General features: G+C 34.6%; 17 protein-coding genes. 5 read left to right on the top strand and 12 right to left on the bottom strand.

Annotation, left to right across the window (positions count from 1 at the left end; translation table 11 throughout):
* Positions 1 to 15 precede the first annotated feature (15 nt).
* The 4 genes from HCB38_RS11465 to hemE form a co-directional block, all read right to left on the bottom strand.
* Entirely contained in the window at positions 16 to 801 is a 786-nt protein-coding gene (locus HCB38_RS11465) for a GNAT family N-acetyltransferase (protein WP_185619692.1), read from the bottom strand.
* Between the two features lie 120 nt (positions 802 to 921).
* Positions 922 to 1266 (bottom strand): hypothetical protein, encoded by a 345-nt coding sequence (locus HCB38_RS11460; RefSeq protein WP_185319361.1) that lies wholly within the window; start codon positions 1264 to 1266, stop codon positions 922 to 924.
* 152 nt (positions 1267 to 1418) lie between these two features.
* Positions 1419 to 2348 carry a ferrochelatase gene (gene hemH / locus HCB38_RS11455; protein WP_185619691.1) on the bottom strand — a complete coding sequence of 310 codons (930 nt, stop codon included), beginning with the start codon at positions 2346 to 2348 and terminating at the stop codon, positions 1419 to 1421.
* 6 nt (positions 2349 to 2354) lie between these two features.
* The gene (hemE, locus tag HCB38_RS11450) at positions 2355 to 3407 is read right to left on the bottom strand and encodes a uroporphyrinogen decarboxylase (RefSeq protein WP_185638603.1); all 1053 of its coding nucleotides are present in this window, start codon (positions 3405 to 3407) and stop codon (positions 2355 to 2357) included.
* 196 nt (positions 3408 to 3603) lie between these two features.
* Between hemE and HCB38_RS11445 the strand changes: the two genes are divergently transcribed.
* A complete protein-coding gene (locus HCB38_RS11445) occupies positions 3604 to 4107 on the top strand; it encodes an antibiotic biosynthesis monooxygenase family protein (RefSeq protein WP_185319364.1) in 504 nt (167 codons plus the stop codon).
* Positions 4108 to 4145: 38 nt separating this feature from the next.
* Here HCB38_RS11445 and HCB38_RS11440 read toward each other — a convergent pair whose 3' ends face one another.
* Together HCB38_RS11440 and HCB38_RS11435 are read right to left on the bottom strand one after the other, a co-directional pair.
* Positions 4146 to 5369, bottom strand: coding sequence for an ABC transporter permease (locus HCB38_RS11440; protein ID WP_185319365.1), 1224 nt, complete (start codon positions 5367 to 5369; stop codon positions 4146 to 4148).
* Complete coding sequence (locus tag HCB38_RS11435) at positions 5353 to 6105, bottom strand: ABC transporter ATP-binding protein (RefSeq protein WP_185638601.1); 753 nt, start codon at positions 6103 to 6105, stop codon at positions 5353 to 5355. The genes HCB38_RS11440 and HCB38_RS11435 overlap by 17 nt, the downstream gene beginning before the upstream one ends.
* 160 nt (positions 6106 to 6265) lie before the next feature.
* Between HCB38_RS11435 and HCB38_RS11430 the strand changes: the two genes are divergently transcribed.
* The 4 genes from HCB38_RS11430 to HCB38_RS11415 all read left to right on the top strand — a co-directional run bounded on the left by HCB38_RS11430 (position 6266) and on the right by HCB38_RS11415 (position 8790).
* Positions 6266 to 6688 carry an HIT family protein gene (locus HCB38_RS11430; protein ID WP_185319367.1) on the top strand — a complete coding sequence of 141 codons (423 nt, stop codon included), beginning with the start codon at positions 6266 to 6268 and terminating at the stop codon, positions 6686 to 6688.
* Between the two features lie 29 nt (positions 6689 to 6717).
* A complete protein-coding gene (locus tag HCB38_RS11425; RefSeq protein WP_003720598.1) occupies positions 6718 to 7080 on the top strand; it encodes a YtxH domain-containing protein in 363 nt (120 codons plus the stop codon).
* Positions 7081 to 7258: 178 nt separating this feature from the next.
* A complete protein-coding gene (locus HCB38_RS11420) occupies positions 7259 to 7798 on the top strand; it encodes a DUF3267 domain-containing protein (RefSeq protein ID WP_185319368.1) in 540 nt (179 codons plus the stop codon).
* A gap of 116 nt (positions 7799 to 7914) precedes the next feature.
* Complete coding sequence (locus HCB38_RS11415; protein ID WP_185638599.1) at positions 7915 to 8790, top strand: peptidylprolyl isomerase; 876 nt, start codon at positions 7915 to 7917, stop codon at positions 8788 to 8790.
* Positions 8791 to 8877: 87 nt separating this feature from the next.
* Here the strand turns inward: HCB38_RS11415 and yhaM are convergent, their stop codons facing one another.
* The 6 genes from yhaM to fumC all read right to left on the bottom strand — a co-directional run bounded on the left by yhaM (position 8878) and on the right by fumC (position 17001).
* The gene (yhaM, locus tag HCB38_RS11410; protein WP_185319370.1) at positions 8878 to 9819 is read right to left on the bottom strand and encodes a 3'-5' exoribonuclease YhaM; all 942 of its coding nucleotides are present in this window, start codon (positions 9817 to 9819) and stop codon (positions 8878 to 8880) included.
* Between the two features lie 44 nt (positions 9820 to 9863).
* Positions 9864 to 12587, bottom strand: a complete 2724-nt coding sequence (locus HCB38_RS11405) for an ATP-binding protein (RefSeq protein ID WP_185607829.1) — start codon at positions 12585 to 12587, stop codon at positions 9864 to 9866.
* Positions 12584 to 13819 carry a metallophosphoesterase family protein gene (locus HCB38_RS11400; RefSeq protein ID WP_185638597.1) on the bottom strand — a complete coding sequence of 412 codons (1236 nt, stop codon included), beginning with the start codon at positions 13817 to 13819 and terminating at the stop codon, positions 12584 to 12586. The genes HCB38_RS11405 and HCB38_RS11400 overlap by 4 nt, the downstream gene beginning before the upstream one ends.
* A 142-nt stretch (positions 13820 to 13961) precedes the next feature.
* On the bottom strand, positions 13962 to 14315 hold the full coding sequence (locus HCB38_RS11395; RefSeq protein ID WP_185319373.1) for a YlbF/YmcA family competence regulator: 354 nt from the start codon (positions 14313 to 14315) through the stop codon (positions 13962 to 13964).
* An 81-nt stretch (positions 14316 to 14396) separates the two neighbouring features.
* Positions 14397 to 15530, bottom strand: a complete 1134-nt coding sequence (locus HCB38_RS11390) for a DUF445 domain-containing protein (RefSeq protein ID WP_185619687.1) — start codon at positions 15528 to 15530, stop codon at positions 14397 to 14399.
* 103 nt (positions 15531 to 15633) lie between these two features.
* A complete protein-coding gene (gene fumC, locus HCB38_RS11385) occupies positions 15634 to 17001 on the bottom strand; it encodes a class II fumarate hydratase (RefSeq protein WP_185319375.1) in 1368 nt (455 codons plus the stop codon).
* Positions 17002 to 17019: the final 18 nt, after the last annotated feature.

Below are 17019 nucleotides of genomic sequence, written 5' to 3'. Positions count from 1 at the left end.
GATGCAAAGTAAAGGTTATTTGTACATAACAAAATCTCCTGTATGCTCAAAACCAAGGCGGTGGTATATCTCGCCAGCGACTGGATTATCGTAAAATAAACATGGTTTCTTTCCTTCTGCTAATACATCACAACATAATTTTTTGAGAAGCGTACTTGCATAACCGCGTTGTCTATATCCATCAGTTGTCGCCACACCTGTAATCATTGCTGAGAAGGAATTTTCTGCAGAAGTTTCAGCTACAGCAACGATTTTTTGGTCTTGTTCAATATAATAAATTCGTTTCACGCCTTTTTCAATTTGGCGAATAATTAATTCTTCGTTTTCACCGCGCGAACCAAATTCTTTAATATGTTTGCGCATATTAATAATTGGTGCCACGTCTTCTTCTACTGCCGTTCTGACGATAACCTCTTGATTTACTGGAATACGGTTTACATGTTCGCACTCACAAAAATAAGTATCTTGTCTTTTTTTGGCAAGTTCTGGTAAAAATGGTTCTAGTTCCTTTGTGACACGAGAAATGCCGCTAACCTCATAATTATCATGTTTAGCAATAATTTCCGAAAAAGCTTTTGCATCGAAATTAGCGTTTTTTGAATAAGGTAAGAAAAACGTATCGAATCGAAGTAACAATGCGTGTAATTTACCCGCTGAATCGAATTCTCCCCAAAGGTCTTGCACATCACTTTCATAACCAAAATTTTCGATGTCCCCAATAATAAATAAATTTAGGGTTGCTTCGGGTTTTAAAAGTGTCATTACTTCTTCATTATCAGATACTGTTAGTTTTCTAATCATGTGCCACACTCCTATTTGGAAAATTGTCTTCATTTTACGTGACTTAAGTAGGTTCGTCAAGCCCCGAATCTTTCTATTTTGTAACACATAAAAAAACTCGGGACAATTAGTCCCAAGCTTTTATGATTCGTAATGAATTTCGCCAATTTTTAACATTAAGCTGATAGCATTGAATTTTTCGTCTCCAAGATGCATTTTGTTTGTATCTTGAAAAGTGATAGGTGCGGCTGTAATAGTTTCTTTCGGTTGTTCAAAGAATTTTTCTTCTAATGCCAAACTTTCTGTAATTTGTGTTATGTATTTTTGGAATTTATTTTCGCTTCTCATTCTCCCAATCATTAATGCTTTTAAAGTACTTTGGGAAACCCCAACAGCAAGCGCGAATGTTCTATGAGTATATCCATTTATTTTCATATAAAGTGACAAATTAGTGGCAATTCTTTGTTTTTCTGCCTTGTTTTTCATTTGGGTGAACCTCCTGTCTTTCTATAGTTATCATTATGCCCGGCAAAGATGAGAATCTGATTAAAACTTCATAGTATTTAGCTAAAAATATTGAAACCGTTTTCTTTTATTATAAAAAAGTGCTGGAATAACAAGTATCCCAGCACATATTTTTATTTTGTGTATGCATCCCAAATGACCGTTCTTAAAACTTCTAAAAATTCAGGGTCAGCATTTGGCATTGGAGGTCGGTGGTAAGCTGCACCTACTTCATCTGTTACTACTTTACATTCATAATCATTATCATAAAGTACTTCTAAATGTTCTGCGACAAAACCAACTGGTGTATAAATAAAATGTTTGTATTTTTCCCGGCCGTATAGTTCTCTTGTTAAATCTTGTACATCAGGTCCAAGCCAAGGTTCACCGGTTTTCCCTTCACTTTGCCAACCTAGCGCATAATGAGGTACCACTACTTTATCAAAAATTAAATCTGCTGTTTCTTGTAGTTGGTCTGGGTAAGGATCATTATGTTTTTTAATTTTCTCTGGTAAACTGTGTGCGGAAACAATTAACACAGTGTCTATTAATTCGTCTGTTGGAATTTGTTTCGCTGTCTCATTAATTCTATCAGCCCACATTTGAATGAATTTTGGTTGTTTATACCAATCATTAACCGCTTTAATGTGAATATTACCCAATTTATCAGCTGCATCTTTTGCTCTTTTGTTATATGCTTCGACGCTAAAACTAGAATAATGCGGTGCTAAAACGATGGAAATGGCTTCTTCTATACCATCTTTGTGCATAGCTTCTACCGCGTCTTCAATGAATGGTTCGATGTGTTTTAAACCGATGTACGTTTTAAATTCTACTTCATTTTGCGCGTCGTTTAATGCTTTTTCTAGTCCATAGGCTTGCGCTTCAGTGATTTTCGCAAGCGGTGAAAGACCTCCGATAGCGTGGTATCTTCCGCGCAAATCTGCAATCATTTCTTCACTTGGCTTATGTCCGTGACGAATATCTGTGTAGTAACGTTCAATATCTTCGTCTTTATACGGAGTCCCGTATGCCATTACAAGTAAACCTACTTTTTTAGTCATTTTTCATCATCCTTTTTTTAATAGAATTTCGCTTCTTTCGTGGATGTACTTAGTTAATTTTTTTAGCATTTCTGGTGGTACCTCTGGAAAAACACCGTGCCCTAAGTTAAAAATGTATCCTGTTTCTAGTACACCTTCTTGTAAAATTCGTTCCGTTTCTGCTATACATTTCTCTGGTGCAAGAAGTGTGGACGGGTCAAGATTTCCTTGAATTGCTTTTGTTGGAACTTTTTTCCGAGCACTTGTGATGGTTTCACGCCAATCAACACCGACTACATCTAGTGGCATTGTTTCCCACTCTGTTAAAAGATGGCTAGCTCCAACCGCTTGCATAATAATTGGTGTTGTTGGATGAACAGCTTTCACTTCTTTAACAATCATTTCAATGACAGGTCGGATGTACTCGGCATAATCCGCTCGGTTAAGTGCCCCTACCCAAGAATCAAATAATTGAACAGCAGAAGCTCCGGCGTTAATTTGCGCTATTAAATAATTCGCAGTCATGCGTCCAAGTTTTTCCATTAAAATAGCCCAAACTTCTGGTTCACGGTACATAAAACTTTTTGTTTGGTGATAATTTTTTGATGGACCACCTTCTATCATATAACTTGCAAGCGTAAAAGGTGCTCCAGCAAATCCAATTAAAGGTACATCTAACATATCATCCGCTAGTAGTTTTATCGTATCAAGTACATAAGGCACTTCAATTTCCGGTTTAAAAATCGTCAGTTTCTCAACATCTTGGAAAGTTCTAATTGTATTATGTATGACTGGACCAATACCAGATTTGATTTCAACGTCTACTCCCATCCCCGGAAGTGGTGTCATAATATCTTTGTATAAAATCGCTGCATCAACATCGTATTGATCTACTGGTAATTTAGTGACATAAGCACATATTTCTGGTTGATGGGTAATTTCAAATAGCGAGTATTTTTCTTTTAATTTACGATATTCTGGTTGAGATCTCCCAGCTTGTCTCATATACCAAACCGGAATTCGGTCTACTTGTTCTTTTCGCGCTGCTTTTAAAAATAAATCGTTCGTTATTTTTGTCATCAAGTCACTTCCCTTCTTTGTTCATTTACACACAATAGGCAACAGAACAATAAATAACTTCTCCAGATAAAAGGATACTAGAAATCTTGTATAAAACCAAACAAATTGCCTATCTACTGTTTCAATTATGAAAAACGTGGAAAACACAGGTGTAATCATTTATCTTAATTGAATAAAACCGAAAGAAGGACTTATCATGAAAAAAGTATTTATCACAACTGGAACAGAGCATTATCTTCGTCAACTAATGGAAAATTATATTGGCGAGAATGTGACACTTCTGCAAAACTTTTCGCAATCTCTTTTGTATCAAGAGTCAACTGGAGAAAAACTTTTCCAAGAAGGTAAAGCGTATCGAGTTTTACAAAGTAGTGGTTCTTTAAAAGGTTTTGGCATTGTTGTGTTTGAATATATTCAACTTCGCGATGAAGAGATTCCGATTTTCTTACAAATGTATCAACATGCTAGTTTACATTTTAGTGAAACACCTGGGTTACAGAGCACAAAACTTACCAAAGCAATGAATACAAATAAGTTTTTAATTATTTCTTTTTGGGATTCCGAAGTTTTCTTTCAAGAATGGAAAAAAACTCCTTTGCACAAAGAAATCACAAGTATTATGAAAAAAAATAATACGCAAGTTGGTTTCTCACATGAAGATATTTATCATTATCCAGAATTCTCGCATGATGCTAAATAGGAAAAAGCGATTTGGACCAAAAATCCAAATCGCTTTTTTTATTCGTACATTTTTTTCATTCTGATTGGAGCATAAAGAAAAGTAAAAATCACTACAAATGCTAAATTTATTCCTAAGATCACCATCCCACCAATTGTGCCGTTTTGAGAAATTCCAATTATACTAAAGAGTAATGCTTGTGCAAGTAGCAAAATTCGTAAAAAGTGAATAAAACTACGATGACGATAAGCATCATCAATCGGGTAAAGACGCAGCATAATTTGTGCATCATAATGTTTTAACATCGGGATAAATTGAAAACCTGTTAAATATAAAAATAACAATGAAAAAATAATATTCAAATAAAAACCTTGTACAAAAACAAGTAGAATAACAGCGATTACAGTAAGTCGAGCGTAAAGTCCTATATATTCATTCGTTCTTACAAAGGTGCGGCTAAACAAATAAGCAAAAGTTTTTCTTTTCGCATAAGGAATTGGTCGATAAAGGAAATCTAGATAGTTCCGTCTACGAACTGTGCCGCGTAGGTGGGGCACATCTGTAAATAAATTAACTAAACGATAAAACCGATTCATTCGTGCTTCTTCTTTGTCTACTAAATATTCCCATCTAAGAGTCACTTTAGAAGTTTTCTTCTTAATCCAGTAGTAACTTGCTAAAATCACAGATAGAACAATCGGAATCGAAATATACGGTGCAGAAATTAACGAAATATAAATTAAAATGGCATTTACAATAACGCGAACAAACATCCACGTTGTATCAGCGTCTTCCAATTTCATACTTTCAAAACCAAAATAAATATTCCAAGCTTTAAGTAAAGCAAGTACTATAAATAATGTAAAGAACTGACTATAAGGTATTCCTGTTACTTCTACATACATAGGCATACAAATACCAAGAACAATTACGAATACATAAAGTTGCATAAAGAAACTCGCAATTTTAGCTTGAGAAAAATAAGCATCCATCGCTTTTTCTTGGACAATTAAGTAAACTACATCCGGTTTTTGTAAGAGCGTCGCGACTGGGCTAATTGCTATAGAAGCTGTAAGTAAAATAACCATAAGTGGGATAACCGGAAAACTAGGCTCAAGCGATTTTACCCAACCGGCATAATAAAAAATACCAGCACCAAGTCCAATAATAAGAACAAAAAGCAAATGATCATTAAACATATAACGGAGATAGCGCATTACTTCTGTAGTATAAGCGCTAAAACGTTCCTTCCAAAGCGCTTTGCTATCAAATATCATTTTCATCAGCTTCCTCTTCCTTTGTCAACTGAATATAAATTTCATCAAGTGAAGCTCCTGGCATTTTAAAGTTCGTTTGTAAGTCTTTTAAGGTTCCTTCTGCGCGAATCTCGCCTTGGTGAATAATGATAAACGTATCGCAATATTTTTCAGCAGTCGCCAAAATATGCGTTGACATTAAAATACTTGCCCCTTCACTTCGCATTTCATCCATCCAATTAAGTAGCGACTGAATTCCAAGCGGATCAAGTCCAACAAAAGGTTCATCAATAATATATAATTTAGGCTCAATTAAAAAAGCCGACATAATCATTACTTTTTGCTTCATTCCTTTAGAAAAATGCGCTGGAAACCAGTTCAGTTTTTTCTCTAAACGAAACTCTTTTAAAAGCGGGGGCATTCTTTCTTGCAATTCTTCTTGTGAAAGACCATAAGCCATTCCGGTCAATTCTAAATGTTCTTTTAATGTTAATTCTTCATATAATACTGGAGTTTCTGGAATATAAGAAAATTGCTTTCTGTATGTTTCTGTATCTTCCACTAATTGGTGACCGTTGATTTTAATTGTTCCTTGTTTCGGATGCATTAAGCCGGTTATATGTTTAATGGTAGTACTTTTTCCTGCTCCATTTAAACCAATTAATCCAACAATTTGCTTTTCTTCAATTGCAAATGAAATATCTTTTAGGACTGGTCGCTTCGTATACCCGCCCGTTAGGTGTTCTACTTCTACTAAAGCCATTATAATACCTCCTTACATATCTTTAGTTAATAATAGCATATTCATCCCTTGAACTGTCAAAATAATCCATTGTTTACTATCTCATACATGCTTTTGCCTCGTTTTTATGTTAAATTAAAGTAGTACATAATTAATATGTTGTGAAAGGTGGTCATACTGAATGGACGATTGCATTTTCTGCAAGATAGTTCGCGGTGAAATCCCTTCTGCCAAAGTGTATGAAGATGAAGAAGTATACGCATTCCTTGATTTAGGACAAGTCACAGAAGGCCATACACTTGTAATTCCTAAAAAACATGCTAGGAATATTTTTGATTTACCGGATGATACCGCTGCTGAATTATTCCGCCGCGTGCCTAAAATTGCAAAAGCGCTAAAAGAAGCTTTACCGCTACAAGGATTAAATATTTTAAATAATAATGAAGAATTAGCTTATCAATCTGTCTTTCATTGTCATGTCCATTTAATACCAAGGTATAGCAAATCAGACGACTTTGGGTTAAAATGGAAAGATAACGCAGACTGGTATACACATGAACGTTACCAAGAAATTGCTGAACTTATTGCAGCAAAAGTAGACTAAAATGACTTTATGGATGGAGTGGAGTATAAATGAATAAAAAATCACTTATTTTTGGTATTTTAGCTGGTGGGGCAATTGGAGCGGCGGCCTCGGTATTATTTGCTCCAAAATCCGGCAATGAACTTCGAAAAGATATTGTTGCTAAATCAGGGGAAGCAAGTGTTATTTTAAAAGAGTTAGCCTATAATGCAAATGAACTTATCCAATCAGTTCAAGTTCTTGGCACAGAAGGCTCAACACTACTTAAGGACGTTTCTTCTGACATCATGGAATCTGTTTCTAAGTGGAATGAGGAAATGGAACCTGAAAAGAAACGCTTAAAGGACGAAATTAAAGATATGCAAAAAACAATTTCTGACCTAGAAAAGACATTGAAAAAAGATAATAAATAAAACGGAAAACTGGGCGTATGCTCAGTTTTTTTATTTACTTGAATGCAGCTTCATAAAAATGTCAAAAACAGACCATTTTTTTATTAAAAAAGGTTGAATTCTGTTGCAATTGAGCATACAATACTATGGTGCCTTCTGATGAGACACTATTCTAGCTTTAACTGGAGGAAAGTTTACAATGCGCTGCCTAAAATCAATCAACACAGAGCGACGAGATGAATTCAATCGACTTTTTCTAAAAGGTATTCTCGTCTGGTTAGCTGTCGTATGCATATGTTTTTTGACACAACATTTAATTTATCCAGGGGAACTCACTAATGACTATCAACTAATTAGCCTTATTGGTATTGTTTTAATTTACCCTATTCATAAATTACTTCATCTCATTGGATGTTTTAAATACCGAGAGGGAACTATAATTCAGTGGCGTATTCATTTCTTTATTCTTCCCTGTATAAAATTAAATATTAAGCGGATAATTCCAAAATGGCATTATATATTTTCATTAATTTTGCCTTTTGCTGTTATTTCCAGCTTTTTAATCCTATTAATGCTTTTAACTCCTATTGGTCATTCAGGTATGTTTCTTGTATTGCTATCCGTCCATTTTGGAATGAGTTTCTCTGATTTTACTCATATTAAAAAATTATGGAAAATGCCCAAAAATTGTTTTGTCGAAAGTGCAGAACGTGGATTTTCTATTTTAATTTCTGACTAAACCATAAGAATATCATTAAATTTCTTTCATCTTTTCTTTTTATCTTTAATTTGTGTTATGATAGTTATTGTGTTAAGCGGGAATTACATCAACAACTAAGGAGTGTGTTTTATTTAATGAAGAAGAAATTAATTCTTGGACTTGTCATGGTAATGGCATTGTTCAGTCTAGCAGCGTGCGGTGGCGGCGGTAATGTCGTTAAGACAGATTCTGGCGACGTGACGCAAGAAGAACTTTATGACGCAATGAAAGATAAATACGGTTCTGAGTTCGTACAACAACTTACTTTTGAAAAGATCCTTGGTGATAAATACAAGGTAACTGATGAAGATGTTGATAAAAAATTCAAAGAGTACAAATCTCAATACGGCGATCAATTTTCTGCTGTTTTAGCTCAAAGCGGGTTAACAGAGAAAACATTCAAAAGCCAACTTAAGTACAACTTGTTAGTTCAAGAAGCTACAGAAGCTAATACTGATACTAGCGATAAAGCACTTAAAGAATATTACAAAACTTGGCAACCAAATATCACAGTAAGCCACATTTTAGTAGCTGACGAGAATAAAGCTAAAGAAGTTGAACAAAAACTGAAAGATGGCGCAAAATTCTCAGATTTAGCTAAAGAATATTCCACTGACACAGCAACAAAAGAAAATGGTGGTCAATTAGCTCCATTCGGTCCTGGCAAAATGGACCCAGCATTTGAAAAAGCAGCTTATGCCCTTAAAAACAAAGGTGACATTAGCGCTCCAGTAAAAACACAATATGGCTACCACATTATTCAAATGGAAAAACCAGCTACAAAAACAACTTTTGAAAAAGATAAGAAAGCTGTAAAAGAGTCTTACCTTGAATCTCAACTTACTACAGAAAACATGCAAAAAACATTGAAGAAAGAATACAAAGATGCTAATGTAAAAGTTGAAGACAAAGACTTGAAAGATGCTTTTAAAGATTTTGATGGCTCTTCTTCAAAAGAATCATCTAAATAAGTAAGATAAAAACACGTTTGGAGATTACTTCCAAACGTGTTTTTTTGAGAAAAAACTGTTCAGTAGATTTCACTGAACAGTTTTCTATTATTCAAAAGTTGGGTTATAAAAGGAGCGATTATCTAATCCAAATACTCTTTCACTAAATTCGCCTGGTTTTGTATGTTTTAATACTTTGTCCATCATGTTAAGGGAAGCATCCATTAAATCAATTTGATGTAAAATTTCAGCTTCACGGACTAGAGGCGGCTTTGGACTTCCCCACTCGCCTTTACCATGATGGGATAAAAGCACATGTTTTAAGACCACTACCTCTTCCCCGTCAATTGATAATTCTTCAGCAATTTTACTTACTTCCTCTACAACGATGGAAATATGACCAATCAAGTTACCTTCAAGTGTATAAGTGGTCGAAACTGGTCCAGAAAGTTCCATTACTTTTCCTAAATCATGTAAAATAACTCCAGCATAAAGTAAGTCGCGATTAACTGTCGGATATAAGTCTGCCACTGATTTAGCTAAACGCAACATAGAAACAACGTGAAAACTTAGTCCTGAAACAAATTCATGGTGATGGCGCATAGCAGCTGGATAATCATAAAAATCATCTTGATATTTTTTTAGCAAAGCTCGCGTAATCCGCTGCAAGTTTGCATTTTTCATTTCGAAAATATATTGGGTTATTTCGTCAGCCATTTCTTCTTTATTGATTGGAGCTGTCTCCATAAACTCACTAGCACTAACACCATCAAGTGGTGAAGCTTGTCTAATTTGGCGAATTTTCAATTGTTTTCTTCCACGATAGTTTTGTATATCTCCCATAAGATGAACAATTTGCTGTATTCCGTAATTGACTTCATCACTTTCTTTTACATCCCAAAGTTTTGCTTCTAATTCACCTGATTTATCTTGTAAAACAAGACTTAAAAATGGTTTTCCGTTACTTGCTGTTCCTTTTACACTTGATTTAATCAGCAAGAATAGTTCTACTGTTTCTCCAACTTCGTAGTCTAATAATCTTTTTTCCATTGTATCGCCTTCTTTCTTTCTGTAGTAAGAAGTTTCTCCAACTATTATAGCATGCGTATGTCTTCACTGGAAAAATATTTGCGAGTTTCTTGATGACAGGTGAAAAAAATAACCTGATTTGTACTTTTTCTTTTCTTGAGCAGCTGCATCATTTGGATCATCCTAGCAGAGTCAAAATGGACAAAGCCATCATCAATAATTATAGGTAATGGAAAATCTTTGTGAATAACATCAATTAACGCAAATCTGATTGCTAAATACAATTGTTCTTTTGTTGCTTGACTTAGTTCTTCAGGGAAAAATGAAATGACATCTTTACTTTCGACTTGAATCCGGTTTTCTTGTAAATATACTTTTGTGTAGTTTCCGTTTGTTAGGTGGTTGAAATAGTCAGTTGCTAAAGTTAAAGTTTTAGGTAATTTCCCTTCTTGTAAACTCCGCATTGTTTCTTGAAGTATTTGAAGCGCTAACTTAGTTTCTGTCCATTCCCGAGTCATTTGCTGCAATTGACTTTTTTCTGAATAGAAGTCTTGCATTAGTGTAGAAAACGTACCGCCTTCTTCTAAAGTTGCTATTTCATGATTTTTTGAAGCTAACATGGCATGAATATTTTCTTGTTCCAGTTCTATTTTGCGAAGTTTTTCTTCTAGTTGAAGTTCTTTTTCTTTAATGACTTCTTGCGCTGAAAATTGACTTAAAGCTAGTCGTTTTTCTGGTTCGAGTTGCGCTTCTAGTAGAATTAGACGTTCTCGCCATTGCTGCTCTTCTTTTACTCGCATTGCTACCAAACGGAATTCGTCTTCATTATTTACTTTAGCTTGTTTTAATAAGTCTTTTTTTTCTCCGTTCACAAGCAATAGATCGTGCTTCACTAACTCTAGCTGCATTGTAATTTGTTCCATTTTTTCAGCTAGTTTAGCATTTTCTGTCAAATTATTCCGGTAGTAGAGCAAGCCTTGACGCAAAAAAGATATTTTTTCTTCCATGTTATTAGATTCTATAGGCAAATGCAGATTTTCTAATCTAACTTGGTACGAGTGTTGCTTTTCTACTAGTGGTTCTAATTTTCGTATAAGTTCAGCAGCTAATTGATTTTTTTCACTATTTTCTTTATAGTCTTGAATGATTAATTCCCAGTCTTCTTCCGGGATTTCATTAATCTCTAAATCAGTGAATAGTTGATTTAGATTTGATTGATAGTTGTATTTGGCATTGATTATGCTATTTTGTCTTTCTTTTAATTGCGCTAATTGTGAAGCAACAACATCCATTTCACTTAGTAATTGTTGCCATTCTTGCCTTATTTGTTTTTGTTCTAAAAACGTTAGAATTTCTTGGTTGCTAGAAGATGTGGATGTTTTAGTTGTAACGAATAAAAAAATAGCAATAAGAGCAGCTGTGAAAGCAAAAGCCATACTCCAAATTGATTGAAAAATCATCAAAATCACTAAAGCCACAAGAAAAATACCAACTGCTACAATAGGTTTAGTTAAAGATGATTTTTCTTTTAAATTTACTTTTTCTTTTTCTTGCTGAAATCTTTTGTTTTCCCACATATTGCTTTCTATTTGATCTATCTTTTTCTGTAATTTTTCTTCAGTTTCTTGAAGGAGCTTTAATTCTAGTTGAATATCATGCTGTTGCTGTTTGTTTCCTTGTTCTAGCCCTTTTATTCGAAGTAGTTTTTGTTCTAACTCTTTTGTCCATTTCTTTGGTGTTTGCTTAGCATTTGTTTGGTAGTACTTGATTTCTTTCTCCAAACTATTTTGTTGTAATTCACGCTCAGTATAAGCCCCATAAGTTTCAATTAAAAAGGTTATTTCTGCTTCGTTTTCAGTAAAAAAAGAAGTATGTTCAAAATTATTTTTACTAATTAAGTTCTTTTGACGTTCTTCTAATTGAATTAATTGGTTTTGCCATTCTTTTTCTCTTAGTTGTAAATGTTCCAAACGGATAATACCATCGGGTGGAAAAGTAGCTTCGGTTGAATGTGTTGCTTTTTCATTAAGAGCTTTCCATTCTTGATAGATAGGCCATAAATCTAACAATGTATTTAGTGAATCTAATTCAACACGGATAGCAGTTTTTTCTTCTTGCAATTCAATTTGTCTCACTTTTTCTTCTTCTTTTTCAGCCAAAAGCAGCTCATATTTTGCATTTAGTTTTTTTGCTTCTTGAAATGCCAATTGGCTATCTTTAACTTTTTTTAGTTGTTGATTGATTGCTGGATTTCTTCCACTCGGTTTAAAAAGAACTTCCAATTTTTTTTGTAATATTTCAGCCGTTTTTAAAAGCGCATCTGACCCTGTTGTACCCGTAGCAAGTAAATATCGTTCAAATTCTTTTTTCTTCCATTGGTGAATATTTTGTAATCCATGAATATCAAAAGAAAAAATAGCTTCAAAAGTATTTCGGTCAATTTCTCCCATAATTTCTGTTAACTTTTCTTCTCCAGCTACTTGTCCGTCTTCGTAGTAAATACATACATCTCCAGTAGCTTTTCCTTTTAAACGTTCGACAATGACCTTACCTTTTGGAGTATCTTCCAGTGTTAATCTTCCACCATATGGTCCACCATTTTTAGGTTCCATACGAGGTATAGATTGTTGTCTCGTTGGGAAACCAAATAAAATACTATGTATAAAAGCCATAATGGTCGATTTTCCTGCTTCATTTTCTCCAAAAAAAACTTGAAAATCTGAAACATGATTAAAATGAGCATCTGACCATTTCCCGTAACCAACTATATCAATGGACGTTATTCTCATTTTTCATCACCTTCCACTTCTTTAAGCGTTGTTCCTAATTCTGTCAAAGCTGATTTTAACATTTGTTGACGATCTTCTTCTGATAAGTCTTCTAAATATCTACTTACACCACTTTCAAAATAAAGTGCCTCCACAGTTTGATAGAAAACTGATTCGTCTTGTAACCTTTCGAAAGCTTGAGTTATTTCTTTACTCGCCAGATGACGCTCCTGCCAGTTCTTTAAGTCGCTCTGATTCGTCAGTTCAATTGTGAGTTTATGGACCCAAACAAAAGTATTGCTTGTTAAGTCGGTTTCTTCTTGAAGCATTTGTAGCCAGTCCGCGGAATTTATTTTTTGTTTATCAGGCATTTGAACAATAACATGTAGAAAAAACGAATTACTCTGCCCATAATAGGCATCTAAGCGTTTCGTGATTTCCCTGTAAAATGTATTGATTTCACTATTTTCAAGCAAACTAATTATGACTTCTTCCCAAATAATCGGATTAGTTGCTATAAAATCAATTGTTGTATTTGAATCTGATAATGTGACAATGCTTGCTCCTTTTTCACCTGATTCTTTGCGATTTCGTCCCTGAATATTTCCTGGGTAATAAATGGTTGGTGATTCGGCTAATAACTGGCGTTTATGGATATGTCCAAGTGCCCAGTAATCAAATCCTTTTTTACTTAATTCCTGGATTCGGAATGGAGCATAAACATCATGATCCTCACTGCTTGATAATTCAGAGCCATGTAAAAGGCCAATATGGAAATTCGCCTCTCCTTGTTTATTATATTCATTAACGCGGCTAACACGAACGTGGCGCTCTCCGTAACTAAAGCCATAAATATGAACATTAACTCCATTCATTGTTTCCATAGTAACCATTTCAACTTGTTCTGAAAAAACATGGACATTTTTAGGCAATTGCAATTTTTCCTTATGCTTATCTATAAAATCGTGATTTCCATGAATAACAAATGCTTTTATTCCAGCTGCTTCTAATCGTTTCATTTCTTTTAAAAAACGAGCTTGAGCACGTACACTTTGATCTTCACTATCATAAATATCTCCTGCAATTAATACAAATTCCACTGCTTCATTTATTGCTACCGTTATAATACGTTCCAACGATTGAAATGTGCTTTCTTGCACGGCAGAAAAAAGTGGTTGTGGTAATGTCGAAAGCCCAATGAAAGGACTATCCAGATGCAAATCTGCTATGTGTAAAAATTTGATTTCTTTCATGACTTTCGCCTCCTTAAAAAACCGAATATATGTTCTTATTATACCTTACTATCACTTTACGTACAAGCATTTCAAATAAAAAAGTGGTTCTATTATTTGCTAAATAAATAACAAATAATAGAACCACTTCGATTAATGAAAATTAGTCGTTTGCTACGTTATATAGGTCTTGTAATGGTGTCATAATAATGCGATTTAAATCATTAATAATTGTACTCATCGCTTGTTCTTTTTCCATTAGTTTAACGATTAATTCATTTTCTTGAACTTCTTGTGCTACTTGTTGTGCTACATTTACTGTCTCATCGTCAATTTCTTGACCAGTCATTTGTTTTTCTTGGATTGTAACTTGAACATCACGAAAACGTTCGAATTTTGCTTTTGCATCAGCATTTTCGTTTACTTCGCGGTATGCATCTTGTAAGCTTAAGAATTCAGGTGTTTCACGAATTCCTTTGTCTAAATCATGTGCTACATCATAAATATTAACTGCCATTGATAAATCCTCCAAATATCTGTATTTGTCACTTCTGTTTCACTATAACAAAAAGTCATAGGTTATTCCAGTATAAAAGAACTAAATCCACATTGCGAGTATTCCTTGAATGATTCCAATAAAGCCTCCTAAAATCCCACCTAAATAGGTTATCATTTTTAACTCTCTACCAGAAATCTCTACAACAAGTTTTTCGATTTCAGGTAATGAAAAAGTTGCTATTTGTGTTTCAACAAGTTTTGCTAAGTCCATTCGCTCCACTATTTCTGCACTATGAGTCGCTACAAAATCAAGCATTCGCTCTACTGCAAAAGGAATCATTTTTTCTGTAATGGCAGATTCATAATTGCGTAGTATGCCTTGAATAGGTTGGTTAAATAGTTTCTCATGTGGAACAGCTTGAATAATTTCTGAAGTAAGTTGTCCTGCCAAATGTGCTTGTTTTTCTGTTGGAATAAGTTCTTGGAGTTCTTTTGCTTCAAAATTATGCCATTCTGTTGATAGCAATTGGTTGATGATATTTTTAGTGTCTTCTTGGCTAATAAGCTTTAAGCCTTCTTGTTGAATTTTTTCTGAGAAACTATCGATATTAATGAACATTCTCGCCATGCTGCCCATTTTCCCATGTTCTTCAAAGAATTTTTGAAGCATTTGTTTAATCTGGATTTTGCCTGCTTCACTCGCTATAAAAACACTCATTTTATTCGTTATTCTTTCTGTTACATGGGGCAGTTTTTTAGTTAATTCGTTTTCTAGCATGGAAGGAATTAACTCGCTCATTTGTGTTGATTGTTTTGTTGTTAAAAAGCGGCTAATTTGGGTCTCTAGGGTTCTTTCTAACCATGAAATAGAACGAACTTCTGCATTATCGTATCCTAAATGGTGAAGTAATTCGTTTGGAGTTGTCTCTAATTTCATTTTTTCACGAAACATTTTTGCAATGGTTTCTGTTACTTCTTTTTGTAAATTCTCATCCAGGAGTCTGGCGCGAATGGCATCCTCTGTTAGTAAGTGACTTACCACTACTTTTCCAATATGTTCCGCTAGTTCATCACGCCGTTTAGGAATTAATCCGGGTGTAAATGGCAAACGTTTATTAAATAGATAAACGGCCTTGTACGGACGAAAGAGCATTCGGATGGCGATATAATTCGTCATTGCCCCAATGAATCCGCCAATCACCGCCATTAAAAGTATTGTAAATAATACTGACATGTTTTGCATCTCCTATATTTTGTCTAGTAAAAGTGTTTTCATTATACGTGAAAAATCCCTAGACAACAATTATTTCTAGGGAAGTTCATTCTAAAGTATGAGATTACAAATTAGTCATTTTTAATGGGTCTATCCATAAATCGAATTCTTCTTCTGTTACAAAGCCGGTTTTAATAGCAGCTTCTTTTAAAGTCGTATTTTCATCGAATGCTAATTTAGCAATTCTGGCAGCTTTTTCGTAACCAATGTGTGGATTCAAAGCTGTAACTAGCATTAGCGAATCATTTACTTTAGCTTCAATCACACTTTCATTTGCAGTTAGTCCTTCCAAACAATGAATTCGGAAGGAACGCATGCTATCAGAAAGCAATGTGATAGATTCCAAGAAATTAAAAATAATTACAGGCTTATAGACATTTAATTCAAAATTACCTTGGCTTGCAGCAATATTAATCGTTGTATCATTTCCCATTACTTGAGCGGCAACCATCGTAATTGCCTCACATTGTGTCGGGTTCACTTTTCCTGGCATGATGGAGCTGCCTGGTTCGTTAGCCGGGATTGTTAGTTCACCAATGCCACTACGAGGACCACTTGCTAGTAGCCGAATATCGTTGGCAATTTTCATTAAATCAGAAGCAAGACTGCGAATTGCTCCATGGACGAAATTAATGGGACTATGGCTCGTTAAAGCAAAATATTTATTAGAATCGGAAGTAAAAGGATATCCAGTTTGTTTCATTAACTCTTCTGCAACTTTATCACCGAAATCTTTGGAGGCATTTAATCCCGTTCCAACTGCTGTCCCGCCAATGGCAAGTGGTAAAATTGCTTTCATACTAGATTCCAGATAGTTTTTATTGTTGGTTAGACATGCTTCCCACCCACTAATTTCTTGACCAAGCGTTAGTGGAGTCGCATCTTGTAAATGTGTTCTACCAATTTTAACGAGCTGCATATATTTATTCTTCTTCATCGTTAAAACTTCTTCCATTTTAGTTATTTCTGGTAAAAGTTTCGTTACTAAAGCTTGATAAGCAGCTATATGCATCGCTGTTGGGAATGTGTCATTCGAGCTTTGCGACATGTTAACATCATCATTTGGATGAACTTTTTCCTCACCTAAAGTTAAATTGGCAACGTGCGCAATAACTTCATTGACGTTCATATTGCTTTGTGTCCCGCTTCCTGTTTGCCAAACTACTAAAGGAAAATGTTCATCTAGTTCGCCTTTAATGATTTGGTCACAAACGTTACCGATTGCTACCGACTTCAATTCGGATAACTTTCCTTCCGATGCATTCACTATGGCAGCAGCTTTTTTTAACTGAGCAAAAGCGTAGATAATTTCTTTCGGCATATAATTATCACCAATAGCAAAGTTTCTTCTACTTCGTTCTGTTTGGGCTCCCCAGTACTTAGCTGCATCAACTGAAATTTCTCCAAGTGTATCACGTTCAATTCGTTCCATTTTGCCACCCCTTTTTAT

It is taken from the genome of Listeria farberi, from assembly GCF_014229295.1.
Taxonomy (GTDB): Bacteria; Bacillota; Bacilli; order Lactobacillales; family Listeriaceae; genus Listeria; species Listeria farberi.
The sequence above is the reverse complement of the archived record's forward strand: the minus strand, read 5'-3'. Positions and strand labels throughout refer to the sequence as shown.